A 25,999-nucleotide genomic window follows, 5' to 3' on the forward strand; every position below is an offset into this window, starting at 1 on the left:
ATCTAAACACGGGGGTCGTGGCCCAGGTCGTGGGCAGTGAGCAAGGGCACCGCGATCTCGTCGACGATGGCGTCGAGCGTTTCCTCCGTCAGCGCGCCGACGATCACCACCTCGTGGCGGACGAGGGTGAGGGCGAGCGTGACCACCCGGGGCGGGATCGGCGCGTCGCCGAGCTCTCCGCGGGCCCGCGCCCGGTCCAGCAGGGGTTCGATGACCTCGGCGCCACGGGCGACGAGCAGGTCGCGGATGGACTCGCCCGATGTGCGGTCGAGCTCGGCCAGGAGGCTGAGCAGCGTCTGCCGTCCGGCACGCTCCATCAAGGACTGTGCCGTGCGCAGGAAGGCCTTCAGATCCCCGGAAAGACTGCCGGTGTCGGGGGGCAACGTGAGGCCGGGGTTGGCCTCGAGCGAGGCGTCCAGGACCATGCCCGCCTTGGTGGGCCAGCGCCGGTAGAGCACCGGCTTGCTGGTGCCCGCCCGGGCCGCCACCCCGTCGTACGTGGTGCCGGCGTAGCCGTGCTCGGCGACCTCGGCCCGGACCGCCTCGTGGATGGCCCGCACGAGCTCGTCGCCACGCCTGCGTCTCGGGGTCATTCCGGCACACTACCATTGTAGTCGATCAGACTACGGATGTAGTCTGGGTGAGTGAGCCGCCGCACCGAGGTCCTCGACGCCGCGATCGCCCTGCTCGGCACCGGTGGGGTCCGCGCCGTCACCCACCGCGCGGTCGACGCCGAGGCGGGCCTGCCCAACGGCGCCACCTCCAACCTGTTCCGCACCCGCGACGCCCTGCTCGGCGCGGTCGTCGAGCGGTTCGCCGAGCGGGAGAAGGCCGCCTGGGACGACCTCGCCGCGCGGGACACGCCGGGGTCGCTCGCCGAGCTCGCCGGGGTGATGGCCACCGCGGCCCGCGCGGCCGTCGGTCCACACCGGACGCTCACGCTCGCCCGCTACGTGATCCTGGTCGAGGCCGCGCACCACCCGGCGTTGCGCGCGCCGCTGCTGGCCGCCGGCAGCCGGGTCGACGCCTGGTTCACGACGTGGCTGCGGGTGGCCGGGTCGACCGACCACGAGCGGCACGCACCGATCCTGATGAACGCGTACAGCGGCCTGATCCTGCACGAGCTGGCCAACCCCGATCCGCACTTCGACCCGGCCGGGCGGCTGACCCCGCTCGTCGAGGCGTTGTTGGGAGGCGCCGATGGACCGTGACGAACTGTGGCGTGTCGTCGACGACCAGCGTCGCGCGCTGACCGACCAGCTCGCCGAACTGTCCGACGAGGAATGGCGGCAGCCGTCGCTCTGTGCCGGGTGGACGGTGCGCGACGTCACCGCGCACCTCACCCAGCAACACGTCAGGCTCGGCACCCTGTTGGTCGGCGTCGCGCGCGCCCGCGGCAACGCCGCCCGGGCGAACGGATCTGGTCCCGCCCGTGGTTGTTCAAGGGCATGCGGAGCCTGCGCGCGTACGGGTTCGCGGCCACCGACACCCCGTTCCGCACCGGATCCGGGCCGCTGGTCGAGGGACCGGCGATCGACATCCTGCTGCTGATGACGGGGCGACGGGTGGGGCTGCGCGGGCTCACCGGCCCGGGCGCGGACCTGCTGCGCGGGTAACGTCAAAAGGGGGTGGCTGCCATGGAGCGCAGAACCTTTGACACGCCCGACGAGAAGCGCATGTTCGAGGGCAACGGATTCGCGGAGCTGGTCACGATTGCCGGCCGGCCGGTCAGCCGGGGCACGTTCGAGCCGGGCTGGCGGTGGACGACCAACCTGGGCCCGATCGCGGGCACGCCGAGTTGCCAGACGTCGCACCTCGGCTATGTCCTGTCCGGCCGGATGCGGATCATGACGGATGCCGGTCAGACGCTGGAGTTCGGCCCGGGCGACCTGCTGGCCGTCGAGCCGGGCCACGACGCCGAGGTGATCGGCGACGAGGCCTGCGTGATGGTCGACTTCGGCGAGATCGGTGACTACGCCAAGCGGGGCTAACCCTGGGCGGCGCGCCAGTCCGCCAGGCGCGTGTCGGCGATGCGGGCCCCGGGGCCGGGCACTAGCGAGTTCTGGGCCAGCACGGCGCCGAAGTAGTCGGCGGTCGGGTCGGCCACCACCTCGCGTGGGTCGTGGCTGGCGGCCAGGTTCGACCGGATCAGCTCGTCGAACCGGGCCTGTTCGGGGCCGGCGACCTCGACGACGCCGTTGACCGGGCTGGCCAGCGCCACGTCGGCCACCGTGAGCGCCGTGTCGTCGCCGGCGATCGGCCGGAAGGCGACCGGTGGCAGGTGCACCACGTCGCCGTCGGTCGCGGCGTCGGCCATGGCGTTGAGGAACTCGAAGAACTGGGTCGACCGCACCACCGTGTACGGCACGTCCGACTCGGCGATCATCCGTTCCTGCGCGACCTTCGCCCGCATGTATCCACTGTCGAGCATCCGGTCGGCCCCGACGACCGACAGCGCCACGTGATGGCGTACCCCCGCTGCCGTTTCGGCACTGCGTAGGTTGCCCATCGACGTCTCGAAGAACTCCAGCGCCGCGTCGGCGTCGAAGGACCGCGAGTTCGACACGTCGACCACTACGTCCGCGCCGTCCAGCGCCTCGGCCAGGCCCTCGCCGGTCAGCGTGTTCACGCCCGTGTTGGGTGCCGCGGCGACCACGTCGTGGCCTTGCTCCCGCAGCCGAGTCACCACTTTGGAACCGATCATCCCGGTCCCGCCGATGACGTCGATCTTCATCCGGACCACCCCCGTTCGGAACCTCCATCGTAACGAGGGGTTACCCGGACGGTGGATGTGCTGTGACAGCCGGTGATCGCGGTGGATACTGCTGTTGTGGTTGGTACCCGAGGTGAGCAGGGTGGAGAGCTCGACAAGCAGTTCTCCGCGATGTTGGTGAAGAGCCCGGCCAAGGGCGGACACACCTATGTGGTCTGGCCGGAGTCGGTGGGCTACTTCGGCACACGGGGTCTGGTGAAGGTGCGCGGCACCATCGACGGGCACCCGTTCCAGAGCTCGTTCATGGCGATGGGCGACGGCCGGCACAAGCTTCCGGTCAAGGCCGAGGTCCGCAAGGCCATCGGGAAGGAAGCCGGTGCCACGGTCACGGTCGTCCTGGCGGAGCGCCTCACCTGATCGGCCGACCGGGGCGAACCCCGCGGCGCACCATCTGAAGATCGGAAATGGTTTACCGTTTCGTCATGCGGGTGGGCTGGCGGGACGTGGTGGCTGTCGGGTGTGCGGTCGGTGCGGCGGTTTTCTGGGGAATTGACCTGGCGTACTGGCAGCCGCTGACCGAGCGGTCCGGCGAGCTGGTGCTGTTCTCGTACGCGGAGAACAACACGTACTGGGCACGCGACCTGCGGCTCTGCGCGGTCGTCGCGATCGTGCTGGCGGTCCTGCTCGCCGGGCGCGGCGGTCGGCACGCGCGGTGGACCGGCCTGGTGGTCGGCACGGCCTGGATCGGCGCCGACCTGCTGCTCAACCGGTCCGACGTTCGCGGCGACGTGGCCGCGGTGGTGCTGTCGGTGGCCGCGGCCGCCGCTGCCCTGGCCGCGATCCTCGTCGTGCGCCGCCGGAGGGGTGACGGGCCGGAGCACCGGCCGCTGGTGCTGGGTGCGGCGGTCAGCGCCGCGCTCGCCCCGCTGGTCGCCGGCATCGAGTCGCCGACCGACACCGAGGCGGCGCTGACGCCGGCCGCCGTGACGCTCGGCGCGCTGCTCACGGTGCTGACGCTGGGCCTCGCCCTGGCCGCGGCTCCCGACCTGGAGACCGTGCATTGGGTCACGACCGGCGTGGTCGTGGTCGCGGCCGCCGGCGGGCTGACCCTGGCCCGGGTGCTGGAGCCGGGCAACCAGCTCGGGTCGATGATGCTGCTCGGCACCCTGCAACTGACCGCGGTGGCCCTGCTGACCGGCGCGGTGCCCCGCGGTGCGCTGGCCTGGCTGCGGCAGTTGCCCAAGCTGCTGGTCCCGCTGGTGCTCTATCCCGCCCTGGTGCTGTTCACCGTGCTGGTCACCGTCTACCTGGTGCCGGTGCCGTCGTGGTTCACCGCCCTCGGGGGCAACGTCCCGGTCAATGCCGCCGACTCCGACACGCTGTACGCGCTGACGGGTGTCGCGACCGGCCTCCTGATCGGCTGGCTCCTGCTGATCATGGAGCGCGCGCTGGCCGTACCCTCGGCGGTCGAGGCTCCTCGAACCGTCGAGGCCGTCGCCCATTCGTGACGCGCGCCACCACTCGCGCGGAGAACCACACCGCGCCTTTCTTGACTCAATCCAGAAAAGTGTCCAGACTTTCCCCGGCATCTTTTGATCTCGAGGAGAGCAACGTGGCACGTGATAACCAGGCCCAGGCGAGGTCGAACCGCGACTGGTGGCCGAACCTGCTGGACCTGACCGTCCTGCACCAGAACCCGCCGGCGGGCGACCCGATGGGCGCGGGCTTCGACTACGCCGCGGAGTTCAAGACCGTCGACCTCGCGGCGCTCAAGGCCGACATCAACGAGGTCATGACGACGTCGCAGGACTGGTGGCCGGCGGACTACGGCCACTACGGCCCGCTGTTCATCCGGATGGCCTGGCACAGCGCCGGCACCTACCGGGTCAGCGACGGGCGCGGCGGTGCCGGCTCCGGCGAGCAGCGTTTCGCGCCGCTGAACAGCTGGCCCGACAACGGCAACCTCGACAAGGCGCGGCGACTGCTGTGGCCGGTCAAGAAGAAGTACGGCAAGAAGGTCTCCTGGGCCGACCTGATGGTGCTCGCCGGCAACTGCGCGCTCGAGTCGATGGGGTTCAAGACCTTCGGCTTCGCCGGTGGCCGCGCGGACGTCTGGGAGCCGGAGCAGGTCAACTGGGGTACGGAGGACACCTGGCTGGGTGACGCCCGCTACAGCGGCAACCGCCAGCTCTCCAACCCGCTCGCCGCGGTCCAGATGGGCCTGATCTACGTCAACCCCGAGGGCCCGAACGGCAACCCGGACGCGCTCGCCGCCGCCCGTGACATCCGCGAGACCTTCGGCCGGATGGCGATGAACGACGAGGAGACCGTCGCCCTCATCGCCGGTGGCCACACGTTCGGCAAGGCGCACGGCGCCGGCCCCGCGCACCACGTCGGCGCCGAGCCCGAGGGCGCGGCCATCCACGAGCAGGGCCTCGGGTGGAAGAGCGCGCACGGCACCGGCAAGGGCGGCGACGCCATCACCAGCGGCCTGGAAGGCGCCTGGACGGCCACCCCGACCGCCTGGGACAACACCTTCTTCGAGACGCTGTTCAGCTTCGAGTGGGAGCTCACCGAGAGCCCGGCCGGCGCCAAGCAGTGGAAGCCGACCGACCAGGCCGCCGGCGACCTCGTGCCGGACGCGCACGACCCGGCCAAGCGCCACGCGCCGATGATGCTGACCACCGACCTCGCGCTGCGCGTCGACCCGATCTACGAGGAGATCTCGCGCCGGTTCTACGAGAACCCGCAGGAGTTCGCGGACGCGTTCGCCAAGGCGTGGTTCAAGCTGACCCACCGCGACATGGGCCCGATCCAGCTCTACCTGGGCTCCGAGGTGCCGGCCGAGCCGCAGCTCTGGCAGGACCGCGTGCCGGCGCTCGACCACGAGCTGGTCTCCGACGCCGACGTCGCGGCGCTCAAAGAGGCCGTGCTGGCCTCCGACCTGACGGTCGCCGAGCTCGTCGGCACCGCTTGGGCGTCGGCGTCGACCTTCCGCGCCACCGACAAGCGCGGCGGTGCCAACGGCGGCCGCATCCGGCTCGCCCCGCAGCGCGAGTGGGAGGTCAACGACCCCGCGCGGCTCGCCCGGGTGCTGGGCACCCTCGAAGGCATCGCGCGCGAGTTCAACGCCGCGCAGACCGGCGGCAAGCGGGTCTCGATCGCCGACCTGATCGTGCTGGCCGGTGGTGCGGGCATCGAGCGGGCCGCTCGGGCCGCCGGCCGGGAGGTCGTGGTCCCGTTCACCCCGGGCCGCACCGACGCCACCCAGGAGCAGACCGACATCGAGTCGTTCGCGGTCCTGGAGCCGGCCGCCGACGGTTTCCGCAACTACCTCGGCAAGGGCCTGCTGCGGCCGACCGAGCAGCTGCTGGTCGACCGGGCGCAGCTGCTGTCGCTGACCGCGCCCGAGCTGACGGTGCTGGTGGGCGGTCTGCGGGTGCTCGGCGCCAACGCCGGGCAGTCGACGCACGGCGTGCTCACCGACCGGCCGGGCGCGCTGACGAACGACTTCTTCGTCAACCTGGTCGAGTTCGGCGGCACGACGTGGACGCCGTCCGAGGACGAGGAGACGTTCGAGGGCCGCGACGCGGTCACGGGCGCTCCGAAGTGGACGGCCACCCGGGCCGACCTGGTCTTCGGCTCGAACTCGGTGCTGCGGGCGCTGGCCGAGGTCTACGCGAGCGACGACGCGGAGGAGAAGTTCGTGTCCGACTTCGTCGCCGCCTGGGTCAAGGTCATGAACCTGGACCGGTACGACGTCGCCTGACGTCAGTCGATTCGAAGGCGCCGCGCGACCCCCGTGGTCGCGCGGCGCCTTCGCGCTCAGCCCTCGCGGTCCGCGGCCCGACCGAGGGCGATCAGCCGGACGGACTGGTCGCGCCACTGCGCCAGGGCGATGCCGAGGGCGAGCGTGGCCAGCGGCACGACGACCAGCAGGGTCCACTGGATCGGGACCAGGTAGATCGGGTGCCCGATCCAACTGTTGGAGTAGGCCCAACCGCTCAAGGTCAGCTTGACCGTGGCCACCAGGGTGACGACGGGTGCGGCGAGCACGACGAGCCGCCACCGGACGGTCGCCGGCAGCGTCAACGCGGCGAGCCCGGCGGTCAGGATGCTCAGGGCCATGACGATCAACAAGGTGGTCAGCACCTCGTCCGACGAGTGCTCCATGCCCCAGGCGACGTAGACCTGCACCGACTCGACGTTGTCCCACGTCTTCTTCTGCTGCCAGTGGTTGTAGACCTGGATGCCCTGCACCACGGTGAGGGCACCGGCGAAGGCGGCGAGCCGGGGCAGCCGCAACACCGTCAGGGCGTGCCGGCGCGGGGCCGGCAGGGTCAGCGCGGCGGCCGCGACGGCGCCGAGCGCGACCGGCCAGAACAGGTTGACGGCACCGACCGGATCCGTGTCGTAGGTGCTGGCGACCAGGACGGCCTCGTAGCCGACGGTCGCCCAGGCCAGCACGGCCGCCGGAAGGCGCCGGCCGGCCAGGATCGCCAGCACGACCGCCGCCCAACCCCCGGCGCGGATCCAGAGGTGTGCGTTGTCGACACCGAACGGGTCGAGCAGCCGGGCGACCCGCTGTGACAGCAGCACGAGCGCCGCGAGCAGGCCGAACACCGCCGCCGCGTCCTGCCAGGCCGGCGTGGCCAGGGCGGTGGTGGCCGCCCCGGCGCGGTAGCGCAGGCCCGACACCACGATGTTCGCGGTGTCACCGAGCGTCGGCCGGCGTTGGCCGGGGCGGGCGCCCGCGAGAAGCACCGCGAGCATCTCCTCCTCGTAGACCCGGCGGTGCGACCACGGGTACCACACCAACAGCCGCCGATAACGCCGCTCCAGGCTCACGCCAGGCCCTCCTTCGGTAGCAGGCCGCTGCGGCGCAGCCGGTTGGCGGCCGCGGTGGCGTTGCGCCGCAGCCGGGTGGTCTCCTCGGCCAGCGCCTGCGCGCCCACGCCGGTCAGCCGGTAGTAGCGGCGCAGCCGCGACTGGACGATCTCTTCGCGGTCGACCTCGATGAGCCCGTCGGTGCGCAACCGGTCGAGCACGCCGTAAAGCGTGCCGGCGCGCAACCGCACGCGGCCCTCGGAGATGCGCAGCACGTCCTCGACCACGCCGTAGCCGTGCTGCGGTGTCGCGGCCAGCGCGGTGAGGATCAGGAACGTGGGTTCCGTCATCATGCCCGGGAGCATATATCGGCTCGCGGTATATAACGACCCCCGCTACGTCGTCGGGTCGTGCCAGCCGCCGTGGGCCGCGGTCAGGGTCGCGGCCTGCTCCGGTCCCCACGTGCCCGGCGCGTAGGGGAGGGGCGCCGACGAGTCGTCGAGCACCGGTTCGACGACGGCCCAGGCGGCCTCCACGCCCTGCTCGGTGGTGAACAGCGACGCGTCTCCCATCAGGGCGTCGCCCAGCAGCCGCTCGTACGGCGGCAGGTCCGCCGTCGCCGGCCGGTCCATGGCCGCGAGCTCGACATCCTTGCCCCGCATCGCCTCGCCCGGAGCCTTGACCATGACGCCGAGACAGATCGCGCCGTCCGGGCCCAGCTTGAACCGCACGTAGTTGGGCGGATGGTCCCGGTCGGCCGAGGCCAGCGCCGCCGGCGGCCGGCGCAGCCGGACCACGACCTCGGTCGCCGTGACCGGAAGCTCCTTGCCCGCCCGGATGTAGAACGGCACGCCGGCCCACCGCCACGTGTCGACATGGGCCCGCAGCGCCACGAAGGTCTCCACGGTGGAGTTCGGTGCCACGCCGTCGACCGACAGGTAGCCGGTGAACTGGCCGCGGACGACGTCGTTGTGGCGCAGTGGGGGCATCGCCCGCAGCACCTTGGCCTTCTCGACGCGGATGTCCTGGTGGCCGTACCCGCCGGGTGGCTCCATCGCGACCAGGCTCAGCACCTGGAGGAGGTGGTTCTGCACGACGTCGCGGACCACGCCGGTCTTGTCGTAGAAGGCGCCGCGGTCGCTGACGCCGAACGTCTCCGCCATCGTGATCTGCACGGAGTCCACGTAGAAGCGGTTCCAGAACGGCTCGAGCAGGGCGTTGGCGAAGCGGAAGTAGAGCAGGCCCAGGACGGCGTCCTTGCCGAGGAAGTGGTCGATCCGGTAGATCGCGTCCTCGGGGAAGATCCCGGTGAGCAGCGCGTTCAGCTCGCGCGCCTCGGCCAGGTTGCGGCCGAACGGCTTCTCCACGACGACCCGGCCACCCACCGCGGCGCCGGACTCGTGCAGCGCGGTCGCGACCGTGCCGAACATCGCCGGCGGGATGGCCAAGTAGAACAGCGGCGCCTTGGCGGACCCCAGCTCCGTCTTCAGTTTCTGGAACGTGCCGGGGTCGCGGTAGTCGCCGTCGACGTACCGGAGCCGGTCGACCAGCTTGCCCACGGTCTCCGCGTCGGTGACGCCGGCGTCGGCCAGGCTGGCCTTGGCGCGCTGGGCCAACTGGTCCCGGTCCCAGCCGGCCTTCGCGACGCCGATCACCGGCAGGTCGAGCCGGCCCTGCGCGATCAGGCCCGCGAGGGCAGGGAAGATCTGCTTGTACGCGAGGTCGCCGGTGGCGCCGAAGAAGACCAGAGCGTCCGCTGTGCCCACCCGCGCTCCTCCTCGCCCCCCGACGATCGAGTCACGCTCATTCTCGCCCGGCCGGGGGGCGCAGCGGCGCCGATTGGCCCGATCAGCCCTTCATCGCGAGGTAGCGGCGGATCAGCTCCCGTGTGGACGAGTCGTGCTCGGGGTTGGGGGCGGAGGCGCCCGTCAGCTCAGGAATGATCTTGGCGGCCAGCACCTTGCCGAGCTCGACGCCCCACTGGTCGAAGGAGTCGATGCCCCAGATCGTGCCCTGCGTGAAGACGCTGTGCTCGTAGAGGGCCACCAGGGCGCCGAGCAGCCGGGGCGTGAGCCGCTCCGCCAGCAGCACGTTGCTGGGCCGGTTGCCCTCCATGACCCGGTGCGGCACGACGTCGGCCGCGGTGCCCTCGGCCCGTACCTCCTCCTCGGTCTTGCCGAACGCCAGGGCCTGCGCCTGCGCGAACACGTTGGAGGAGAGCAGGTCGTGGTGGTCGCGCAGCGGGTTGAGGGTCTGGCCGAACCCGATCAGGTCGACCGGGATGAGCCGGGTGCCCTGGTGGAGCAGCTGGTAGAAGCTGTGCTGGCCGTTGGTGCCCGGCTCGCCCCAGTAGACCGGGCCGGTGTCGTAGTCGATCGGGCGGCCGTCGCTGGTGACGTGCTTGCCGTTGGACTCCATCGTGAGCTGCTGGAGGTAGGCCGGGAAGCGCTTCAGGTATTGCTCGTAGGGCATGACGCCGACGCTCTGCACGTCGAAGAAATTGACGTACCAGACGGTCAGCAGGCCCATCAGCGCCGGCAGGTTCTCGCCCAGCGGCGCCGTGCGGAAGTGCTCGTCCATCTCGTGGAACCCGGCCAGCAGCTCGGCGAAGCCCTCGGGGCCGACGGCGAGCATCGTGGACAGGCCGATGGCGGAGTCCATCGAATAGCGGCCGCCGACCCAGTCCCAGAAGCCGAACATGTTGGCGGTGTCGATGCCGAACTCGGCGACCCGGTCGGCGTTCGTGGACACCGCGACGAAGTGCTTGGCGACCGCGGCCTCGTCACCGAGCCGGCCGACCACCCAGTCGCGCGCGGAGTGGGCGTTGGTCAGGGTCTCGAGCGTGCCGAACGTCTTGGAGGAGATGACGAACAGCGTCTCTTCGGGGTCCAGGTCGCGGACCGCCTCCACGAAGTCGGTGGAGTCCACATTGGACACGAACCGGAACGTCAGGTCGCGCTGGGTGTAGTGGCGCAACGCCTCGTACGCCATCACGGGCCCGAGGTCCGAGCCGCCGATGCCCACGTTGACGACGGCGCGGATCGGCTTGCCGGTGTGCCCGCGCCATTCCCCGGAGCGGACGCGGTCGGCGAACGCGGCCATCCGGTCGAGCACCTCGTGCACCTGGGCGACCACGTCGACGCCGTCGACCACGAGCGAGGCGGTCTTCGGCATCCGCAGCGCCACGTGCAGCACCGACCGGTGCTCGGAGGTGTTGATCGGCGCGCCGGAGAACATCAGGTCGCGCCGCTGCTCGAGCTCGCACTCGCGGGCGAGCTGCACGAGCAGCCGCAGCGTCTCGTCGGTGACCCGGTTCTTGGAGTAGTCGAGATAGATCCCGGCCGCCTCGGCCGCCAGTCGTTCCCCACGCGCCGGGTCCTCGGCGAAGAGCTCGCGCAGGTGCTTCCCGCCGATCTCGGCGTGGTGTGCGGCGAGAGCCTTCCAGGCGGCGCGCTCGCGGAGCGACATGCTTCCTCCAACAGGGTCCGATTCAAGCCAGATGTTACCGGCCGTCAGCCGGGTAGGATCACGGATCATGGTCGTGCTCACGTTGCCCTTTCGGGGCACCTGGCTGGCCCGCAACAGCCCGGCCCGGCGCGTCCCGAGCCACGGCACCGACCTGTTCGCGACGACGTACGCGATGGATTTCATCGCTGTCCGTAACCGCCGCACGGCCCACGTCCGCGACTGGCGCGCGCTGGCCGGCACCGAGCCGGTGGAGCGGTTCTTCGCCTTCGACGAGCCCATCCTCGCGCCGGCGGCCGGCCGGGTGGTGGCGGTCTTCGACGGCCGGTCGGACGAGGTGGCCCGCCGCTCGCCGGTGGCGAAGGTGCCCTACCTGCTGACCCAGGCCCGCCGGGTCAAGGCCGGCGCGGGCGCGATCGCCGGCAACCACGTGGTGCTCGAGGTCGCGGGCGGCTACGTGCTGCTGGCCCACCTGCGCAAGGGCTCGCTGCGGGTGCGGGTGGACGACGTGGTGGCGGCCGGCGACGAGCTCGCCACCTGCGGCAACTCGGGCAACTCGACCCAGCCGCACGTGCACATCCAGGTGATGGACGGTCCTGACGCGTACGTCGCCCGCGGCCTGCCCATCGCCTTCCGCTCCTACCGGGCCTGGCGCCGCCGCGGCGCGAAACCGATCGAGGTCGCCGAGGGCATCCCACGCGAATCCGAGGTCGTCGAGTCGCTGTGACGCGAGAATCGCGTCATGGCGGAACTCGACGGGCAGACCGTTGTCGTGATCGGTGGGAGTGCGGGGATCGGGCTGGAGACCGCTCGGCGGGCGCTCGCGGAGGGCGCCGACGTGGTGATCGCCGGCCGTGACCCCGGCCGGTTGGAGCAGGCCGCCCGCGACCTCGGGGTCCACCGCACCGCGGCGTTCGACGCCGGTGACGCGGGGGCGATGGCGGCGTTCTTCCATGAGCTACCCGACCCGATCGACCACGTCCTGGTGACCGCCGGCGGTCCGCGCTACGGCCCCATGCTGGAGATGGCGCCCGCCGACATCAGCCGGGCGCTCGGCGACCACGTGCTTGTCGCCCTCGAGGTCGCACGTAACGCCGTGCCCCGGATGCGGCCCGGCGGGTCTTTGTTGTTCATGGGTGGCACCGGCGCCCGGAAGATCAGTCGGGAGCTCGGCATCGCGTCGGCGGCCACGGCCGCGCTGCCGCCGTTCGTCGCCGCGCTCGCGCTGGAGATCGCGCCCTTGCGGGCCAACCTCATCGCCGCCGGGTTCGTCGACACCCCGCTGTCGGCGACGCTGCTCGGCGACCAGCTCGACGCGCGCCGGGCCGAGCTGCGGGCGACCCTGCCGATCGGCCGCGTGGTCGGGCCGGACGACGTCGCCGCGCTCGCCGTGCACCTCATGGCCAACACCGCCCTGACCGGGGCGACCTACGACATCGACGGCGGTCAGCAGTTCGTGGGATCGTAGGCGGCGACCTGTCGGTTCGTCGAGGGGTACAGCCGTGAGCGCACACGTACCACCGATCGAGGTTGCCGGTTGGAAGGTCCTGGAGCCGTTGGCGGTGGTGGCGGCGTACTGCCGCGACCAGGCCACTACGCTGCGGCGCTACGACGGGCTCGCCGGTGTGCAGGAGACGCTGACGCCCGAGGTTGTGCGGGCGAGCTGGCTGCTGAACAGCCGGATCAGCTACGCGCAGCAGCGCTGGCTGCTCGACCGCTCGCCCGGCGCGCCGTGGCACGACGTGGCGGCCGGCACGCAGCTGCGGGACGCCGACCCCGAGGTCGCGGGCGGCGACTACGACAAGGCCGAGCGGCTGTACGCGCACTTCTACCGCGACCGGCCCCGCGGCATCGACCACGCGAAGATCAGCAAGTGTCTGCACCTGACGCGGCCGGGTCTCTTCCCGATCCTCGACCGCCGGATGCTCCAGCTCTACCACCAGCCGGCCCGGACGGCGGCCCGCGACCTGGAAGACGTCCGGCGCGACAAGCGGCCGGTGCGGCGGGCCTACTGGGCCGCGATCCGGCGCGACCTGCTCCAGGCCGAGGACGCCCTAGCCGCCCTGCGGGCCGCGCTGCGGGATACCGGCGACGGTGGCGAGCTCAGCGACGTGCGGCTGCTCGACATCCTGGCCTGGTCGGTGGCGCGTTACTGAAGGTCCCGCGCCACGTCGCGCAGGAGGTGCAGGAAGGCGTCGACCAGCGGCGTGAGCGTGGTGTCGGCGAGGGTCGCCGCGTAGATCCGGCGGTGCAGGCCGCGCCGGGCCAGTTCGCGATGGACCGTGCCCGGCGCGAGGCCGAGGGTCAACCGCGACACCAGGGCGACGCCGATGCCGGTGCCGACCAGGGCCTGGGCCACGTCGTACGAGGCCGTCTGGAAGCGCACCCGCGGGGTGAAGCCGGCGGCGGCGGTGACGCGGTCGAACTGGGCCCGGGCCGCGTGCCCGGCGATGATCGTGACCCAGGCCTCGTCGCGGAGCCGTTCGAGGCGCAGCGGTCCGGTGCCGGCGGCCAGCGGGTGGTCGTCGGGCAGCACGACGACCATCGGGTCGGTCAGCAGCGGGTGCAGCCGGACGTGCTCCGGCGGCGTCGGCACCTCGTCCCAGGCGGCGATCACCGCCAGGTCCAGGTCACCGGCCGCGACCAGGGGGATGCCCTCCTCGGAGCCGATGTCGACCACGGAGAGGTCGGCGTCGGGGTGCCGGTGCCGCAGGGCGGTCAGCGCCGGCGGCAGCAGGCGCAGCGCGGCGGCCTGGAACCCGCCGATCCGCAGCCGCAGCGACAGCTCGCCGAGCAGCGCCGCCAACCCCGCGCCGGCCTGCCGGGTCTGCTCGTCGATCACCTGGCCGTGCGCGGCGAGCAGGGCGCCGGCCGCCGTCAGAGAAGCGCCGCGGGGGCCGCGCCGCACCAGCGGGGCGCCGCAGGCCCGCTCCACCCGGGCGACCTGCTGGGTCACGGCGGCCGCGGTGATCCCGAGGGCGCCGGCCGCGGCCGACAGCGAGCCGTGCCGGTCGATCAGGGCGAGCAGCCGGAGCTGCCCTGGCTCCAGGTGCATTAAGCAATCTTACAACTGGCCCGCTCAAGCTTTACTTCTCTTCACGGGCCGGCGGCAGCAGCCTGGAGGCATGCCGACTCACCTGCCCGTCTTCGTCGTCACCACCTGGCTGCTCGCGATGCTGCCGGGCGCCGGGCAGGCGCTGATGCTCCGCCAGACCATCGAGGGCGGTCGCCGGCGCGCGTGGGCCAGCGTCGCCGGCACGTGCAGCGGCCTGGTCGTCTGGACCACGGCCGCGGCGGCCGGCCTCTCCGCCGTGCTGCTGGCCAACCCGCACGCGTACGCCGCCGTCCGGATCGCCGGTGGCGTCCTGCTCGCGGGCCTCGGCGTGAGCACCCTGTGGGGCCTGCGCCGCCCGGCCGCGGCCCGTCCCGTCGCCGCGCCGATGACCGGCTACGGCCGCGCGTACGCCGCCGGTCTCGCGACGAACCTGGGCAACCCCAAGGCCGGAGTGTTCGCGATCTCGCTGCTGCCGCAGTTCCTGACAGACGACGGTCCGGTCTTCCTCTCCAGCGTCGGCCTCGGCCTGCTCTGGGCGCTCGTCACCGGCGCCTGGTACCTGCTGTTCACCTGGGCCGTCGACCGCGGCCGCACGCTGGTCGCCCGCCCCGCGGTGCACCGCCGCCTTCAACTGGTCACGGGCTGCGCGCTGATCTGCATCGGTGGCGCCGTCGCCAGCGGACTCTAGCCATCGATTGCGATCACTAATAGTATTCGGGCGGATACCGTCCGAAGGGAGATCGCTGTGTCGCTCACCGTCTCGCCCGCCCTGCTCGCCGAAGCCGAACGCGGTGAGGTGGCGGCCGCCGACTTCGTCGCCTGCGTCCGCTCGTCCCTCCCGTACGCCTGGGAGCTGATCAGCCGGGTGGTCGACGACCTGGCGCACGGCGACGCCGACTTCGCCGACAACGTCGTGCCGCCACCGTCCGAACAGGAGCGTGGACAGTTGTTGCGTGCGCTGGCCAGCGACGCCATCCGCGGCGGCCTGGAGCGGCACTTCGGCGTGAAGCTGGCGTTCCAGAACTGCCACCGGGTCGCCGCGTTCCGCCCGTCGGCGGTCGGCGGCGACGCCTACCGCCGGTTCACCTCGGCGCGCGGCCAGTTGCTCAACCAGTCACCCGAGCTGCGTGACTGCTGAGCCGCGGACCCACCTCTTCCTGCTCGCCGGGCGGGTGCCCGGCACCAGCCACGCGGAGACCCTGGCCTCGGCGGTCGGCTACGCGCTGGCCGCCGAGCGCCTCGGGTTCGCCGGTGTCTGGCTGGCCGAGCACCACTTCATCTCGTACGGGACGTGCCCGTCCGCGGTCGCCCTCGCCGCGCACCTCCTGGGCACGACCAGCCGGATCCGCGTCGGCACGGCCGCCTGCGTGCTGTCGACCCGGCACCCGGTGGCGCTCGCGGAGGAGGCGGTGCTGCTCGACGAGGTCTCCGGCGGGCGGTTCGCGCTCGGCGTCGCCCGCGGCGGCCCCTGGGTCGACCTCGAGGTGTTCGGCACCGGCCTGGACCGCTTCACCACCGGCTTCCCGGAGTCGCTGGACCTGCTGCTGGCCTGGCTCTCCGGCGCACCGAAGGTCGGCGCCGACGGCCCGCTGTTCCGCTTCCGCCCGGTCGCGGTGGTGCCCCGGCCACGCCGGCCGTTGCCCGTGTGGGTGGCGGCCACCTCGCCCTCCACAGTGGAGGTCGCCGCCGCCCGGGGACTGCCGCTGCTGCTCGGCCTGCACGCCACCGACGCGGAGCACGCCGACCTGCTCGGCCGCTACCGCCGGGTCGCGGCCGCGCACGGGCACGACCCCGCGCTCGCGCCGCATGCCAGCGCCCACCTCGCCCAGGTCGGCCCGGACGCCGCCGCGCTGGTCCGCGCCCGGCTGCCGGCGCTGCTGGCCGGCACCCGCGAGTACGTGCGGCTGGACGGCTCGCCGCCCGCCCACCGCGACCTCGCCGCGTACACCGAGCACCTGATCCGCAACGGTGCCGTGGGCGACGCCGCGGAGGTCCGGCGCCGGCTCGCCGCCTCGGCCGCCGCCACCGGCGTACACCATCGGCTCCTCATGGTGGAGGCGGCGGGAACGCGGCCGGAGGTGACCGCGAACATCGAGGCCCTCGCGGCCGCCGTGGGCCTGGGTCATCCTTAGGTCGCATGCGCGGCCGCGACGCGTGCGACCCGAGGCCGTCGCCGCCCAGCCACCCCGCGCCTAGCGTCAGAGCTGTGATCGAAGTGATGAAACTGACCAAAGTGTACGGTCGGACCCGCGCCGTGGACGACCTCTCGTTCACCGTGCGGCCCGGCCAGGTCACCGGCTTCCTCGGGCCCAACGGCGCCGGGAAGTCGACGACGATGCGGATGATCCTGGGCCTGGACCGCCCGACGGCGGGCCGGGCGACCGTCGCGGGCCGCCCCTACCGCGACCACCGCGCTCCGCTGCACGCCGTCGGCGCGCTGCTCGACGCCCGAGCGGCGCACCCGGGCCGGACCGCCCGCGACCATCTGGTCGCGCTCGGGCAGACCCACGGCATCGCGCCGTCCCGGGCCGACGGGCTGCTGGCGGAGGTGGGCCTGGGCGACGTCGCCCGGCGCCGGGTCGGCGGGTTCTCCCTGGGCATGGCCCAGCGGCTCGGGATCGCGGCGGCGCTGCTCGGGGACCCTGCGGTGGTGGTGCTGGACGAGCCGGTCAACGGGCTCGACCCGGACGGCGTCCTGTGGATCCGCACCCTGCTCAAGCGGTTGGCCGCCGACGGCCGCACGGTCCTGGTGTCCAGCCACCTGATGAGCGAGATGGCCGTCACCGCCGACCACCTGCTGGTCGTCGACCACGGCCGGCTGCTGGCGGACACGTCGCTGGACGCGTTGCTCGACCGCGAGCGGGTGTTCGTCCGCGGCCCACGCCCGGACGCCCTGCGCGCGCTGCTGACCGGGTGCGGCGCGACGGTCGACGACGACCGCGGTGGCCTGCTGGTCACCGGGCTGGGCGTCGACGCGATCGGCGTGGCCGCGGCGGGACAGGGGCTGGTGCTGCACGAGCTCACCCCGCACCGGGCCTCGCTGGAGCAGGCCTACATGGAGCTCACCACCACGAAGGAGCGGGCATGACCGGGTTGACGGCGCGCGGCGTGGTCCGCGCCGAGTGGACGAAGCTGCTGTCCCTGCGCTCCACCTGGGCGGTGCTCGGCGCCACGGCCGTGCTGACCGTCGCGTTCGGCGCGCTGGTCGGCTGGAACCAGGCCCGGGCCGGCGACGCTCCGACCGTGGCCGGCGCGTTCCTCCCGATCGACCTGTTCTCGCTCGTGCTCGGCGTCTTCGGGGTGCTGCTGATGACCGGCGAGTTCAGCTCCGGGCTCGTCCGGGCCACCTTCGCCGCCGTCCCGCGCCGGCTGCCGGTGCTGTGGGCCAAGGCCGTCACCCTGGCGGCGGCGACGGTGCCGGTGCTGGCCGTCACCTGCATCGTGGCGCTGCTGGCCAACCAGGCGTTCGCGGCCGGCGACCGGATCACCCTGGCCGATCCCGGCGTGCTTCGGGCGACCGCCGGCGCCGCCGCGGCACCCCTGGCCATGGGGCTGGTCGGGCTGGCCATCGGCACACTCGTGCGGCACACCGCGCTGGCCATCGCGCTGTTCGTGGCGACCCTGCTGGTGCTGCCCGCGATCCTGCCGGCCGCGCTGCCCGACGACACCGCCGGTGACGTCCTGCGGTTCGTCCCCGTCGCCGCCAGCCAGGCGATGTATGCGGTCGGCCCCGACGGCGGCCCCTTCGACCTGCTCGCACCAGGCCAGGCGGCACTGGTGCTGGCCGGCTGGGTGGCCGTGCTGCTGGCCGCGGCCGGATTCGTGCTGCGCCGGCGGGACGCGTGAACCGTACCCTCGTTGGCATGAGGCGGACGCTGGGTGACGTGGCGCTCGTGGCGGCGGCCGTCGCGCTGTCCGCGGTGGTGCTGGCCGGGCGGGCGACGGTCAGCGGACCGGCCGCGCCGCAGCAGTGGGTCGCCCTCGCGGTCGTCCCGCTCCCGTTGCTGCTGCGGCGACGCTGGCCGGCCGGCACGCTCTGGGCCGTGATCGGCCTGGCCCTGGCGGCCGAAGGCGTCGGCGCCAACTCACCGGCCGACGTGGTCGCGCCGCTGCTGGGCCTCTACACGGTCGCGCGGCTCTGCCGGCCGCGGCACCTGGTGGCGCCGCTGGCGCTGGCGGCGGTCGGCCTCGTCGGCTGGGCCGTCAGCGGCACCGTGCCCTGGCCGGCCACGATCGGCGCCGCCGCGGTGGTCGCCGCGACCGTCCTGCTCGGCGCCAACGCCCGCACCCGGCAGGCGTACCTGGCCGCGGTCGAGGAGCGGGCCGCGCGGCTCGAGCGGGAACGGGACCGGGAGGCCCGGCTCGCGGTGGCCGACGAGCGGGTCCGGATCGCCCGCGAGATGCACGACATCGTGGCGCACAACCTGGCCGTCATGGTCGCGCTGGCCGACGGCGCGAGCTACGCCGCCGAGTCCGAGCGCGTCGGCACCGCGATGCGGCAGGTGTCGGCCACCGGCCGCCAGGCGCTCGACGAGATGCGCCGGCTGGTCGGGCTGCTGCGCGGCGGCGGCCCGGGGGAGCGGTCGCCGCAGCCGGGGCTGGCCGACCTCGACGACCTGGTGGGCCAGGTGCGCGCGGCCGGCGTCGCGGTGGACCTGCGGCTGGAGGGCCGGCCCGGCGACTGGGGCCAGGGCGCCGGCCTGACCGTCTATCGAATCGCCCAGGAGGCGCTGACCAACGTGATCAAGCACGCCGGCCCGGGCGCGCGGGCCGACCTGCTGGTGCGGTACGCCGCCGACGCGGTCGAGATCGAGGTGCTCGACGACGGTGCCGGCCGCGCCGCGACGCCGCCGGCGCCGGCCGACCGGCACGGGCTCGCCGGGATGGCCGAGCGGACGGCGTCCTACCGGGGCACGGTCGACGCCGGCCCCCGGGACGGATCCGGCTGGCGGGTGCACGCGAGGCTCCACTTCGGACGGGAGCTGGCCGCGTGACGACCGGCGTGCTGCTCGCGGACGACCAGGCGTTGGTGCGCACCGGTTTTCGGATGGTGCTGGAGAGCCAGCCCGACCTCGCGGTCGTGGGCGAGGCCGGCACCGGCGCCCAGGCGGTGGCGATGACCGCCGCGGTGCGCCCCGACGTGGTCGTGATGGACGTGCGGATGCCGGTCGAGGACGGGATCGCGGCGACCCGGCGGATCGTCGCGGCGGGCCTGCCGTCCCGGGTGCTGGTGCTCACGACGTTCGACCTCGACGAGTACGTGTACGCGGCGCTGCGGGCCGGCGCGAGCGGCTTCCTGCTCAAGGACGCCCCGCCGGCCGACCTGCTGTCCGCGATCCGCTCGGTGGCCGCGGGCGACGCCGTCGTCGCGCCGCCGGTCACCCGTCGGCTGATCGACGCGTACGCCGGCTTCCTGCCCGACCCCGCCGCTCCCGCCGACGGCCGGCTGGACCGGCTCACCGAGCGGGAGCGGGAGGTGCTGCTGGAGGTGGCGCAGGGCCGCTCGAACGCCGAGATCGCGGCGACGTTCCGGCTCGCCGAGGCGACCGTGAAGACGCACGTCGGCCGCATCCTCACCAAGCTCGGCCTGCGCGACCGGGTGCAGGTGGTGGTCTGGGCGTACGAGCACGGCGTGGTCGCCCGCCGTCAGTAGCGCACGGTGCTCTGCAGGAGCGGCGGGTAGACCTCGGACTCCCGCCCGTCCACTGTGGTGCCCGCGAACTGCAGCATGGCCTGCTGCGCCCCGTGCATCGGGGCCGGGTAGTCCAGGTCCGGTGTGGACACCGCGTCCAGGGTGCGCAGGTGCTCGTCGGTGAGGCGCACCGTCAGGCCGGCGAGGTTGTCCTCCAGGTGGCCGACCCTGCGGGCGCCGATGATCGGCACGACGGTGCCTTCGCGGGCGCGCAGCCAGGCCAGCGACACCGCGGCCGCCGTGGCGCCGAGCTCCTCGGCGATCGCGGCGACGGCCTCGATCACGTCGTAGTCGGCGTTGCTGGGCCCGCCGACGTACGCCGTCCGCGCCGAGTCGGTGACCTGGCCGCCGCGCCGGTACTTGCCGGACAGGAAGCCGTTGCGCAGCGGGCTCCACGGCACCAGGGCCAGGCCCTGGTCGCGGGCCAGCGGCGCGATCTCGCCCTCGACGGTGCGGGCCAGCAGCGAGTACTCGACCTGGAGCGCGACCAGCGGCGTCCAGCCCCGCAGCTGCGCCATCGTCTGCGCCTGCGCGGTGACCCAGGCCGGCGTGTTGGAGAAGCCGACGTAGCGGATCGTGCCCGCGCGGACCAGGTCGTCGAGCGTGCGCATCGTCTCGTCGGTCGGGGTGTGCCGGTCCCAGTTGTGCATCCAGTAGACGTCGAGGTGGTCGGTGCGCAGCCGGCGCAGCGACTCGTGCAGCTGGGCGATGATCGAGCCGCGACCGGCGCCGCCGCCGTTCGGGTCGCCGGGGAACATGTTGAAGAAGAACTTCGACGCGAGTACGACGTGGTCGCGCAGCCCGGGCCGCGCGGCGAGGTAGTCGCCGAGGATCTTCTCCGAGTGGCCGTTGGTGTAGAAGTTGGCGGTGTCCACGAAGTTGCCGCCGCGCTCCAGGTAGGTCGCGAGGATCTTCTCCGACTCCGCGACGTCGCAGCCGGCCCCGCCGGGGTCGCTGCCGAAGGTCATCGCGCCGAGCGCGAACGGGCTGACGCGGAGGCCGGATCGGCCGAGGGTGACGTAGCTGTCGAGTGCCATGCGTCAAGTCCACCGCCGCCGCGGCGCGCGGCGTAGACCGTTCCGCGCGGGCTCTTGCCTGATCCTGCCTTTCTACGGCAGGGCCGCCTCAAGGCGGCCCGCGTCCCGGCTCGGCGGGGCGCCGAACGCGCGCCGGTACTCCCGGCTGAACTGGGACGGGCTGTCGTAGCCGACCCGGGCGCCCACGCCGGCGATGTCGCCCGGGTCGGTGGCCAGCAGCAGCCGGGCCTGGTGCAGCCGGATCCGCTTCTGGAACTGGATCGGGCTCATCGCGGTGACGGTCTGGAAGTTGCGGTGGAAGGCCGAGACGCTCATCCCGGCCAGCCGGGCCACGTCCTCGACCCGGAACGGCTCCGCGTAGTTGTCGCGGATCCACCGCACCGCCCGCTCCACGTGCCGCAGCCCGCTGTCGGGCAGGCCGAGCTGGCGGACCAGGCCGCCCTGCTCGCCGGTGACCAGCCGCCAGAGGATCTCGCGGATCACCAGCGGGGCGAGCACCGCCCGGTCGCGCGGCGTCTCCAGCAGCCGCACCAGCCGCAGCACCGCGTCGAGCAGCTCGGCGGGCGCGTCGCTGACCGCGATGCCGGGCGGAGCGGCCGCCGGCACCTCGCCCGGCCCGGCGCCCAGCAGCAGGTCGGCGATGTCGTCCGGGCGCAGCACGAGCCCGAAGCCGAGCGCCGGGCGGCGCTGGCTCGCGTCGACGAAGTGGCCGGTGACGGGCAGGTCGACCGAGGCGACGAGGTACTGCCCGGCGTGGTACTCGTACACCCGGTCGCCGAGCGACAGCCGTTTCGCACCCTGCGCGATGACCGCGAGGACCGTGCCCGACATCGACGGCGACGGCGGCAGTGACCGTTCGACCTTGGAGATCAGCACGCCGTCGATCGCGGTCGTCCAGTCGGGCCGCGCGTGCCGGGCCAGCAGGGTCCGGAGCTCGTCGAGCTGCTGCATCATCCGATTTCAGCACACACCGGGTCGGCCCAGCCCGGCAGTGGGATCAGGCAGAACGGGTGGCCGGCGGGATCGGCGTACACGCCCTCGCCGGCGAGCTTGCGGGCACCGAGGGCGAGCACCGCCGCGCCGGCGGCCTCCCGGTCGTCGACCATCACGTCGAAGTGGATCTGCTGGGGTACGGCCGGGTCCGGCCAGGTCGACGCCGGGTTCTCCGGCGCCCGCTGGAAGGCGAGGCCCGAGGTCCGGTCCGAAACGGCGACGACCGCGAAATCGTCGTCCTGGTACGTGATCGGCAGGCCGAGGAGCGCGCTGTAGAACCGCGCCACCGCGTGCGGATCCGGGCAGTCGAGGATCGTGTGGTGCAAGCGTCCGATCATCCACCGAACGTTAGACCGTGATGACGACCTTGCCACGCCCGTGGCCGGGCTCGACGTCGCGATGTGCGTCGGCGGCTTCGGACAGCGGGTAGGTCGCCCGGACGTGGATGCGCAGGCCGGCCCCCACCAGTTCGGCCAGGCGGGCGGCCGAGCGCAGCGGGGGAGTGACCCGGATGCCGAGGTCGGCTGCCCGACCATGGTCGACCAGCGTCAGGATCCGGCGGCGGTCGGCCACCAGGTCGAGGGAGATGTCGAGCGCGGCACCGCCGGCGCCGTCCAGCGCCGCGTCGACGCCACCCGGTGCGGCCGCGCGCACCCGGTCGGCCAGGCCGTCGCCGTACGCGACCGCGATCGCGCCCAGCCCGCGCAGGTAGTCGTGGTTCTCCGGGCGGGCGGTCGCGACGACCGTGGTGCCCGCCCGCGACCTCCTACGGCATCGCGGGCGCCGGCCGGGAGCCAGCCCGCCCGCACCGCGCAGTCGTAGGGCTGGACGCCCGCCGCGCGTACCCGGATCAGCACCTGACCCTGGGCCGGCACCGGATCGGGCAGCTCGAACACGCGGAGCACGTCGGGACCACCGGGTTTGTCGAAGGCAGCAGCACGCATGGCCAGGAGTCTGCGACCTCAAGCGGGGTTGAGGTCAATGCGTGGGCAGGTCCGGCTCCCGGGAGTCCTTCGGCCGGGTGCCGAAGATGCGCCGCTCCGACTCGTCGATCCGCACGTCGTTGATGCTGGCCTCGCGGCGGCGCATCAGCCCGTGCTCGTCGAACTCCCACAGCTCGTTGCCGTAGCTGCGCCACCACTGGCCGGTGCCGTCGTGCGACTCGTACTGGAAGCGGACCGCGATCCGGTCGTCGGTGAACGCCCACAGGTTCTTGCGCAGTGCGTAGTCCAGCTCGCGTGACCACTTGTCGCGCAGGAACTCGACGATCGCCGGACGCCCGACGACGAAGGTGTCCCGGTTCCGCCAGACCGAGTCCTCCGTGTACGCCATCGAGACCTTCTCCGGGTCCCGGGTGTTCCAGGCGTCCTCCGCGGCCTGCACCTTGACCAGGGCGGACGGGCGGTCGAACGGCGGCAGCGGAGGTCGGTCGGTCATCCACCGACCGTACGCCGGCTACGCCTCCTCAGGGGCGAACTGCGCGAGGGCCATCTGCCGGCCAGCCGCCGTCTCCTCGGCCGTGGCGGTGCCGGACGCCGCGACCACGGACTCCCAGGCGTCGACCGAGCCACGGGAGAACTCGCGGACCTCGGGCGAGTTGGCGTGCGCGATCGGGTCGTCGAACACCTCGCCGGCGAGGTGCAGCGCGAGGCCGAGCAGCGCGCCGTCCCAGCCGGGACCGACGAACAGCGCGCCCGCGCCGCTGCCGGCCATCTCGATCGGCACGGTGTGGGTGAGCTCGAGCTCCGTGTCGTCGGCGGTGCCGGCGGAGAGCGTCAGGTTGACCACGCTGGTCGGGCCGCCGAAGGTGACGGTGAGCCGGTGCGGCGGCTCGCAGCGCCGGATCTCGCCGCCGGCGTTGCCCTCGAGCTGGAAGGTGCCGCCCTCGCGCAGGTCCCCGGTGAGCGGGTAGAACCACCGGGCGATCCGGTCGGGCGTGGTGAGCGCGTCCCAGACGTCCTCGACCGGAGCCGCGTACGTCCGGCGGAGGACCACGGAGACCTCCTCGCCGCCGCCCTCGGCCGGGCCGACGCCGACCTCGCGGTGGATCGCCTTGAGGTGGTTGGCGATGTCGATCATGCGGCTGTCCTCTCGATCGCGGTGACGGGCGCGGGCGGCCCGCCCGCCACATTCTGACAGTCGCCGCTTATATAAGTCCAGAGTTAATCCAGGGCGGCGAGCAGCGCGTCCAGGCGCTCGGTGTCCAGCCACCCGTTGACCGCGACGGCACCGGTCCGGTCGACGTCGACCTGGACGCGGTCGACCGCGCCCGCCTGCCAGTCGACCAGGTCGGGGAACCGGTCGTCGAGCACCACGAACTCCTGGTTGGTCGAGCCGGCCCAGGGGCGCTGGTGGTCGATCCGGTCCTGCCGGAACGGGCCCGCCACCAGCAGGTCCGTGGCCGCGAGCAGGTCGGCGACCCCGGGTTTGCCGGCCGCCGCGGCCCGGCGCAGGGCCGCGTGGGTGTAGCCGGAGAAGGTCAGCACCGAGCGACCGCCGGCGCGCACCCGGCGGGCCACCGCGGCCAGCCCCTCGGCCTGGTCGAACGGCTCACCGCCGAGGAGGGTCAGGCCGCCGGACGGCTCGGCTAGGACCCGGGCCGCCAGTGCGGTCGACGACCAGGGGACGCCGCCCTCGGCCGCGAACAGATGTGGGTTGAAGCAGCCGGCGCAGCGGATCGAGCAACCCTGCACCCAGACGGCGGTACGCACGCCCGGGCCCTCGGCAGTCGTGGTGCCGAGGTAGCGGGCGACGGCGACCGCCGGTTCAGACATCGAGGATGCGGCCCGCGTGGCCGCCCGGGCCGGGTGGGTGCGGCTGCGGCGGAGGTGCCGTGGCGACGGGGATGGCACGGACCAGCGGCAGGATCCGGACGTATTCGTGCGGTTGCAGCCCGAGCGCCGCACTGAACGCGTAGACGTCCGCGAAGCCGCCGCGACGTTCCCGCTCGGCGACCGCCCGCAGCGCTCGTGCGTGGTCGAAGTGGGGGAGCGTCACCAGTTGCGCCGCGGTGGCGGAGTTGACGTCGATCGGCTCGGCCGACGCGGGCGGTGCGGGCTGGGCGGGCGGCGGCGCCGGATACGAGGGCTGTGCCGGCGGATACGAGGGCTGTGCCGCCGGGTAGGTGGGCTGGGCCGGCGGGTACGGGGGATGGAACGCCGGATAGCCGGGCGGTGGCGCCAGCGGTGTGGCATGCCAGGGGACGTAGGTGGCCTTGAAGCGCAGCCACGTGGGGTTTATCGCGAAGGCGTGCAGGATGACGGCGAGCCAGGTCACCAGCCACAGGCCGACCGCCCAGTTGCTCAGGGCGGTGTCCTGCTCCGACTCACCGATCACGATGAACAACGCGGTCGAGACCACCAGGTAGGCGATGCCGGAGATCCACAGTGCACGGCGCTTCATCCGGATCCCGAGGTAGATCAGGGCGCTGGAGCCGAGGCAGCCGAAGCCGGCCACCGGCAGCACCAGCCAGAGGCTGTGCAGCACTCGCCACGACAGCTTGCGGGCCGGGCCAGGGTCAAAGGCGGTCGACATCGTGCACCGTCTCCGTGGTCTCGACCGTGGCGCGGGCACGGGTGTAGTCGGCGGTGTGCGCGCTCGACACGGTGGTCGCGTCGAGCAGGTCTTCGAGCACGGCGATGTAGTCGAGGCACTCGGCGCCGTGGATGCCGTGCGTCTCGGCGGTGACCGTGCCGTCGGGGGCGACCACCACCGTGACCGCCTCGCGCGCGGTCATGCCCGCTCCCGCTGCTCGACAGCGAAGACCAGCCGCACGGACGCGTCTTCCTCTAGCGTCTCGGACTCGAGGCGGAGCCCGGCCGCCGGCGCGCGGGTGCGCAGCCGGTCGAGCACGGCCGCCTGCACCTGCCTGCCGTACGCCTCGTCGAGCCGCCGGACGATCTCGACAGCGCGGGACTCGTCGACGTCACCGGCGAAGTGCGCCGCCCAGATGCCCTCGGTGTCACGGGTGAACCGGGCGGTGACGCCCTGCCACACCGCGTCGACCAGGTCGGTGCCGGTCGTGACGACGGCACCGGTCTCGCGCAGCGCCGCGGACAGCAGCGCGCTGTCGCGCATCCGGGTCGACACCGTGCAGACCAGGCCGCCGCCGGACCCACCCGGCTGGTCGGCGGCGCGGGCCGAGATGGCCGCCGCGGCGGCCAGTGCCGCCGGAATGAGGAGCAGGGAGACGCTCATCCCACCATCCAACCATCGAC

Annotated in this window: 32 protein-coding genes and 2 pseudogenes; 17 read left to right on the plus strand and 17 right to left on the minus strand. The window is 73.1% G+C overall.

Going from position 1 to position 25,999, the window contains the following annotated elements; translation table 11 throughout:
- Positions 1 to 2: 2 nt before the first annotated feature.
- Positions 3 to 593, minus strand: coding sequence for a TetR/AcrR family transcriptional regulator (locus CHC05_RS22885; protein ID WP_089252143.1), 591 nt, complete (start codon positions 591 to 593; stop codon positions 3 to 5).
- A 51-nt stretch (positions 594 to 644) separates the two neighbouring features.
- Here CHC05_RS22885 and CHC05_RS22890 point away from each other — a divergent pair, with 51 nt between their 5' ends.
- The 4 genes and pseudogenes from CHC05_RS22890 to CHC05_RS22900 all read left to right on the plus strand — a co-directional run bounded on the left by CHC05_RS22890 (position 645) and on the right by CHC05_RS22900 (position 1,991).
- A complete protein-coding gene (locus tag CHC05_RS22890) occupies positions 645 to 1,211 on the plus strand; it encodes a TetR/AcrR family transcriptional regulator (RefSeq protein WP_089252145.1) in 567 nt (188 codons plus the stop codon).
- A pseudogene (locus tag CHC05_RS43290) lies at positions 1,201 to 1,458 on the plus strand (maleylpyruvate isomerase family mycothiol-dependent enzyme); the annotation flags it as partial. The gene CHC05_RS22890 and the pseudogene CHC05_RS43290, both read left to right, overlap by 11 nt.
- On the plus strand, positions 1,449 to 1,616 hold the full coding sequence (locus CHC05_RS42600; RefSeq protein WP_245871160.1) for a hypothetical protein: 168 nt from the start codon (positions 1,449 to 1,451) through the stop codon (positions 1,614 to 1,616). The pseudogene CHC05_RS43290 and the gene CHC05_RS42600, both read left to right, overlap by 10 nt.
- A gap of 21 nt (positions 1,617 to 1,637) precedes the next feature.
- Positions 1,638 to 1,991, plus strand: coding sequence for a cupin domain-containing protein (locus CHC05_RS22900; RefSeq protein WP_245871161.1), 354 nt, complete (start codon positions 1,638 to 1,640; stop codon positions 1,989 to 1,991).
- On the opposite strand, the gene CHC05_RS22905 is transcribed toward CHC05_RS22900, so the two are convergent.
- A complete protein-coding gene (locus CHC05_RS22905) occupies positions 1,988 to 2,734 on the minus strand; it encodes an SDR family oxidoreductase (RefSeq protein ID WP_089252149.1) in 747 nt (248 codons plus the stop codon). The genes CHC05_RS22900 and CHC05_RS22905 overlap by 4 nt on opposite strands.
- Before the next feature lie 96 nt (positions 2,735 to 2,830).
- On the opposite strand from CHC05_RS22905, the gene CHC05_RS22910 reads away from it, so the two are divergent.
- The 3 genes from CHC05_RS22910 (at position 2,831) to katG (ending at position 6,482) form a co-directional block, all read left to right on the plus strand.
- A complete protein-coding gene (locus CHC05_RS22910; protein WP_245871162.1) occupies positions 2,831 to 3,130 on the plus strand; it encodes a DUF1905 domain-containing protein in 300 nt (99 codons plus the stop codon).
- Positions 3,131 to 3,195: 65 nt separating this feature from the next.
- The gene (locus tag CHC05_RS22915; protein ID WP_144022719.1) at positions 3,196 to 4,221 is read left to right on the plus strand and encodes a hypothetical protein; all 1,026 of its coding nucleotides are present in this window, start codon (positions 3,196 to 3,198) and stop codon (positions 4,219 to 4,221) included.
- A gap of 104 nt (positions 4,222 to 4,325) precedes the next feature.
- Positions 4,326 to 6,482, plus strand: coding sequence for a catalase/peroxidase HPI (gene katG / locus CHC05_RS22920; RefSeq protein WP_245871163.1), 2,157 nt, complete (start codon positions 4,326 to 4,328; stop codon positions 6,480 to 6,482).
- A gap of 56 nt (positions 6,483 to 6,538) precedes the next feature.
- Here katG and CHC05_RS22925 read toward each other — a convergent pair whose 3' ends face one another.
- From CHC05_RS22925 to pgi, 4 genes are all read right to left on the minus strand, one after another.
- Positions 6,539 to 7,561, minus strand: coding sequence for a hypothetical protein (locus CHC05_RS22925; protein WP_089252153.1), 1,023 nt, complete (start codon positions 7,559 to 7,561; stop codon positions 6,539 to 6,541).
- A complete protein-coding gene (locus tag CHC05_RS22930) occupies positions 7,558 to 7,893 on the minus strand; it encodes a PadR family transcriptional regulator (protein WP_342745664.1) in 336 nt (111 codons plus the stop codon). The genes CHC05_RS22925 and CHC05_RS22930 overlap by 4 nt, the downstream gene beginning before the upstream one ends.
- A 42-nt stretch (positions 7,894 to 7,935) precedes the next feature.
- Positions 7,936 to 9,306 carry a glucose-6-phosphate dehydrogenase gene (gene zwf / locus CHC05_RS22935; protein ID WP_089252155.1) on the minus strand — a complete coding sequence of 457 codons (1,371 nt, stop codon included), beginning with the start codon at positions 9,304 to 9,306 and terminating at the stop codon, positions 7,936 to 7,938.
- Positions 9,307 to 9,388: 82 nt separating this feature from the next.
- Positions 9,389 to 11,008 carry a glucose-6-phosphate isomerase gene (gene pgi, locus CHC05_RS22940; RefSeq protein WP_089252157.1) on the minus strand — a complete coding sequence of 540 codons (1,620 nt, stop codon included), beginning with the start codon at positions 11,006 to 11,008 and terminating at the stop codon, positions 9,389 to 9,391.
- 67 nt (positions 11,009 to 11,075) lie between these two features.
- Here pgi and CHC05_RS22945 point away from each other — a divergent pair, with 67 nt between their 5' ends.
- From CHC05_RS22945 to CHC05_RS22955, 3 genes are read left to right on the plus strand one after another with little or no spacing between them, the layout of a single operon-like run.
- Positions 11,076 to 11,732, plus strand: a complete 657-nt coding sequence (locus CHC05_RS22945; RefSeq protein ID WP_179266322.1) for a M23 family metallopeptidase — start codon at positions 11,076 to 11,078, stop codon at positions 11,730 to 11,732.
- Between the two features lie 15 nt (positions 11,733 to 11,747).
- Positions 11,748 to 12,473: an SDR family oxidoreductase gene (locus tag CHC05_RS22950; RefSeq protein WP_089252161.1), complete on the plus strand. Its 726-nt coding sequence runs from the start codon at positions 11,748 to 11,750 to the stop codon at positions 12,471 to 12,473.
- A 34-nt stretch (positions 12,474 to 12,507) separates the two neighbouring features.
- On the plus strand, positions 12,508 to 13,161 hold the full coding sequence (locus CHC05_RS22955) for a DUF6308 family protein (protein ID WP_089252163.1): 654 nt from the start codon (positions 12,508 to 12,510) through the stop codon (positions 13,159 to 13,161).
- On the opposite strand, the gene CHC05_RS22960 is transcribed toward CHC05_RS22955, so the two are convergent.
- Positions 13,155 to 14,060, minus strand: coding sequence for a LysR family transcriptional regulator (locus tag CHC05_RS22960; RefSeq protein ID WP_089252165.1), 906 nt, complete (start codon positions 14,058 to 14,060; stop codon positions 13,155 to 13,157). The genes CHC05_RS22955 and CHC05_RS22960 overlap by 7 nt on opposite strands.
- A 70-nt stretch (positions 14,061 to 14,130) precedes the next feature.
- Between CHC05_RS22960 and CHC05_RS22965 the strand changes: the two genes are divergently transcribed.
- The 7 genes from CHC05_RS22965 to CHC05_RS22995 all read left to right on the plus strand — a co-directional run bounded on the left by CHC05_RS22965 (position 14,131) and on the right by CHC05_RS22995 (position 19,713).
- Complete coding sequence (locus CHC05_RS22965; protein WP_089252167.1) at positions 14,131 to 14,748, plus strand: LysE family translocator; 618 nt, start codon at positions 14,131 to 14,133, stop codon at positions 14,746 to 14,748.
- A gap of 57 nt (positions 14,749 to 14,805) precedes the next feature.
- The gene (locus CHC05_RS22970) at positions 14,806 to 15,198 is read left to right on the plus strand and encodes an SCO5389 family protein (protein WP_089252169.1); all 393 of its coding nucleotides are present in this window, start codon (positions 14,806 to 14,808) and stop codon (positions 15,196 to 15,198) included.
- Positions 15,188 to 16,192 carry an LLM class flavin-dependent oxidoreductase gene (locus CHC05_RS22975; protein WP_089252171.1) on the plus strand — a complete coding sequence of 335 codons (1,005 nt, stop codon included), beginning with the start codon at positions 15,188 to 15,190 and terminating at the stop codon, positions 16,190 to 16,192. The genes CHC05_RS22970 and CHC05_RS22975 overlap by 11 nt, the downstream gene beginning before the upstream one ends.
- Positions 16,193 to 16,278: 86 nt before the next feature.
- Entirely contained in the window at positions 16,279 to 17,148 is an 870-nt protein-coding gene (locus CHC05_RS22980; protein WP_089252174.1) for an ABC transporter ATP-binding protein, read from the plus strand.
- Complete coding sequence (locus tag CHC05_RS22985; protein WP_089252176.1) at positions 17,145 to 17,906, plus strand: hypothetical protein; 762 nt, start codon at positions 17,145 to 17,147, stop codon at positions 17,904 to 17,906. The genes CHC05_RS22980 and CHC05_RS22985 overlap by 4 nt, the downstream gene beginning before the upstream one ends.
- Positions 17,907 to 17,923: 17 nt before the next feature.
- The gene (locus CHC05_RS22990) at positions 17,924 to 19,054 is read left to right on the plus strand and encodes a sensor histidine kinase (RefSeq protein WP_089252178.1); all 1,131 of its coding nucleotides are present in this window, start codon (positions 17,924 to 17,926) and stop codon (positions 19,052 to 19,054) included.
- Complete coding sequence (locus CHC05_RS22995) at positions 19,051 to 19,713, plus strand: response regulator (protein ID WP_089252180.1); 663 nt, start codon at positions 19,051 to 19,053, stop codon at positions 19,711 to 19,713. Before CHC05_RS22990 ends, CHC05_RS22995 begins: the two co-directional genes overlap by 4 nt.
- Here CHC05_RS22995 and CHC05_RS23000 read toward each other — a convergent pair.
- From CHC05_RS23000 to CHC05_RS23045, 10 genes and pseudogenes are all read right to left on the minus strand, one after another.
- Positions 19,707 to 20,789 carry an aldo/keto reductase gene (locus CHC05_RS23000; RefSeq protein WP_089252182.1) on the minus strand — a complete coding sequence of 361 codons (1,083 nt, stop codon included), beginning with the start codon at positions 20,787 to 20,789 and terminating at the stop codon, positions 19,707 to 19,709. The two genes, CHC05_RS22995 and CHC05_RS23000, sit on opposite strands and share 7 nt — an antisense overlap.
- A gap of 72 nt (positions 20,790 to 20,861) precedes the next feature.
- Positions 20,862 to 21,740 carry an AraC family transcriptional regulator gene (locus tag CHC05_RS43100; protein WP_089252304.1) on the minus strand — a complete coding sequence of 293 codons (879 nt, stop codon included), beginning with the start codon at positions 21,738 to 21,740 and terminating at the stop codon, positions 20,862 to 20,864.
- Entirely contained in the window at positions 21,740 to 22,120 is a 381-nt protein-coding gene (locus CHC05_RS23010) for a VOC family protein (protein ID WP_089252184.1), read from the minus strand. Before CHC05_RS23010 ends, CHC05_RS43100 begins: the two co-directional genes overlap by 1 nt.
- Positions 22,121 to 22,130: 10 nt before the next feature.
- Positions 22,131 to 22,726 (minus strand): annotated as a pseudogene (locus tag CHC05_RS23015) (zinc-binding dehydrogenase).
- Positions 22,727 to 22,760: 34 nt separating this feature from the next.
- Positions 22,761 to 23,219: a nuclear transport factor 2 family protein gene (locus CHC05_RS23020; protein ID WP_089252186.1), complete on the minus strand. Its 459-nt coding sequence runs from the start codon at positions 23,217 to 23,219 to the stop codon at positions 22,761 to 22,763.
- 18 nt (positions 23,220 to 23,237) lie between these two features.
- Entirely contained in the window at positions 23,238 to 23,861 is a 624-nt protein-coding gene (locus CHC05_RS23025; RefSeq protein ID WP_089252188.1) for an SRPBCC family protein, read from the minus strand.
- Positions 23,862 to 23,944: 83 nt separating this feature from the next.
- Complete coding sequence (locus CHC05_RS23030; RefSeq protein WP_089252190.1) at positions 23,945 to 24,556, minus strand: 4Fe-4S single cluster domain-containing protein; 612 nt, start codon at positions 24,554 to 24,556, stop codon at positions 23,945 to 23,947.
- Positions 24,549 to 25,316: a ComEA family DNA-binding protein gene (locus CHC05_RS23035; RefSeq protein ID WP_089252192.1), complete on the minus strand. Its 768-nt coding sequence runs from the start codon at positions 25,314 to 25,316 to the stop codon at positions 24,549 to 24,551. The genes CHC05_RS23030 and CHC05_RS23035 overlap by 8 nt, the downstream gene beginning before the upstream one ends.
- Complete coding sequence (locus tag CHC05_RS23040; RefSeq protein ID WP_089252194.1) at positions 25,300 to 25,518, minus strand: DUF2997 domain-containing protein; 219 nt, start codon at positions 25,516 to 25,518, stop codon at positions 25,300 to 25,302. The genes CHC05_RS23035 and CHC05_RS23040 overlap by 17 nt, the downstream gene beginning before the upstream one ends.
- Positions 25,515 to 25,979 carry a hypothetical protein gene (locus CHC05_RS23045; protein WP_089252196.1) on the minus strand — a complete coding sequence of 155 codons (465 nt, stop codon included), beginning with the start codon at positions 25,977 to 25,979 and terminating at the stop codon, positions 25,515 to 25,517. Before CHC05_RS23045 ends, CHC05_RS23040 begins: the two co-directional genes overlap by 4 nt.
- Positions 25,980 to 25,999: the final 20 nt, after the last annotated feature.

The organism is Asanoa hainanensis (assembly GCF_900188485.1).
Classification (GTDB): domain Bacteria; phylum Actinomycetota; class Actinomycetes; order Mycobacteriales; family Micromonosporaceae; genus Asanoa; species Asanoa hainanensis.

Excerpts from the sequence above, each read along its gene's own strand:
- CHC05_RS22885 (WP_089252143.1), bottom strand. The coding sequence starts at position 593 with ATGACCCCGAGACGCAGGCGTGGCGACGAGCTCGTGCGGGCCATCCAC.
- CHC05_RS42600 (WP_245871160.1), top strand. The coding sequence starts at position 1,449 with ATGCGGAGCCTGCGCGCGTACGGGTTCGCGGCCACCGACACCCCGTTC.
- CHC05_RS22900 (WP_245871161.1), top strand. The coding sequence starts at position 1,638 with ATGGAGCGCAGAACCTTTGACACGCCCGACGAGAAGCGCATGTTCGAG.
- CHC05_RS22905 (WP_089252149.1), bottom strand. The coding sequence starts at position 2,734 with ATGAAGATCGACGTCATCGGCGGGACCGGGATGATCGGTTCCAAAGTG.
- CHC05_RS22915 (WP_144022719.1), top strand. The coding sequence starts at position 3,196 with ATGCGGGTGGGCTGGCGGGACGTGGTGGCTGTCGGGTGTGCGGTCGGT.
- CHC05_RS22930 (WP_342745664.1), bottom strand. The coding sequence starts at position 7,893 with ATGATGACGGAACCCACGTTCCTGATCCTCACCGCGCTGGCCGCGACA.
- pgi (WP_089252157.1), bottom strand. The coding sequence starts at position 11,008 with ATGTCGCTCCGCGAGCGCGCCGCCTGGAAGGCTCTCGCCGCACACCAC.
- CHC05_RS22945 (WP_179266322.1), top strand. The coding sequence starts at position 11,076 with ATGGTCGTGCTCACGTTGCCCTTTCGGGGCACCTGGCTGGCCCGCAAC.
- CHC05_RS22950 (WP_089252161.1), top strand. The coding sequence starts at position 11,748 with ATGGCGGAACTCGACGGGCAGACCGTTGTCGTGATCGGTGGGAGTGCG.
- CHC05_RS22960 (WP_089252165.1), bottom strand. The coding sequence starts at position 14,060 with ATGCACCTGGAGCCAGGGCAGCTCCGGCTGCTCGCCCTGATCGACCGG.
- CHC05_RS22965 (WP_089252167.1), top strand. The coding sequence starts at position 14,131 with ATGCCGACTCACCTGCCCGTCTTCGTCGTCACCACCTGGCTGCTCGCG.
- CHC05_RS22980 (WP_089252174.1), top strand. The coding sequence starts at position 16,279 with ATGAAACTGACCAAAGTGTACGGTCGGACCCGCGCCGTGGACGACCTC.
- CHC05_RS22985 (WP_089252176.1), top strand. The coding sequence starts at position 17,145 with ATGACCGGGTTGACGGCGCGCGGCGTGGTCCGCGCCGAGTGGACGAAG.
- CHC05_RS22990 (WP_089252178.1), top strand. The coding sequence starts at position 17,924 with ATGAGGCGGACGCTGGGTGACGTGGCGCTCGTGGCGGCGGCCGTCGCG.
- CHC05_RS23000 (WP_089252182.1), bottom strand. The coding sequence starts at position 20,789 with ATGGCACTCGACAGCTACGTCACCCTCGGCCGATCCGGCCTCCGCGTC.
- CHC05_RS43100 (WP_089252304.1), bottom strand. The coding sequence starts at position 21,740 with ATGCAGCAGCTCGACGAGCTCCGGACCCTGCTGGCCCGGCACGCGCGG.
- CHC05_RS23010 (WP_089252184.1), bottom strand. The coding sequence starts at position 22,120 with ATGATCGGACGCTTGCACCACACGATCCTCGACTGCCCGGATCCGCAC.
- CHC05_RS23020 (WP_089252186.1), bottom strand. The coding sequence starts at position 23,219 with ATGACCGACCGACCTCCGCTGCCGCCGTTCGACCGCCCGTCCGCCCTG.
- CHC05_RS23025 (WP_089252188.1), bottom strand. The coding sequence starts at position 23,861 with ATGATCGACATCGCCAACCACCTCAAGGCGATCCACCGCGAGGTCGGC.
- CHC05_RS23030 (WP_089252190.1), bottom strand. The coding sequence starts at position 24,556 with ATGTCTGAACCGGCGGTCGCCGTCGCCCGCTACCTCGGCACCACGACT.
- CHC05_RS23035 (WP_089252192.1), bottom strand. The coding sequence starts at position 25,316 with ATGTCGACCGCCTTTGACCCTGGCCCGGCCCGCAAGCTGTCGTGGCGA.
- CHC05_RS23040 (WP_089252194.1), bottom strand. The coding sequence starts at position 25,518 with ATGACCGCGCGCGAGGCGGTCACGGTGGTGGTCGCCCCCGACGGCACG.
- CHC05_RS23045 (WP_089252196.1), bottom strand. The coding sequence starts at position 25,979 with ATGAGCGTCTCCCTGCTCCTCATTCCGGCGGCACTGGCCGCCGCGGCG.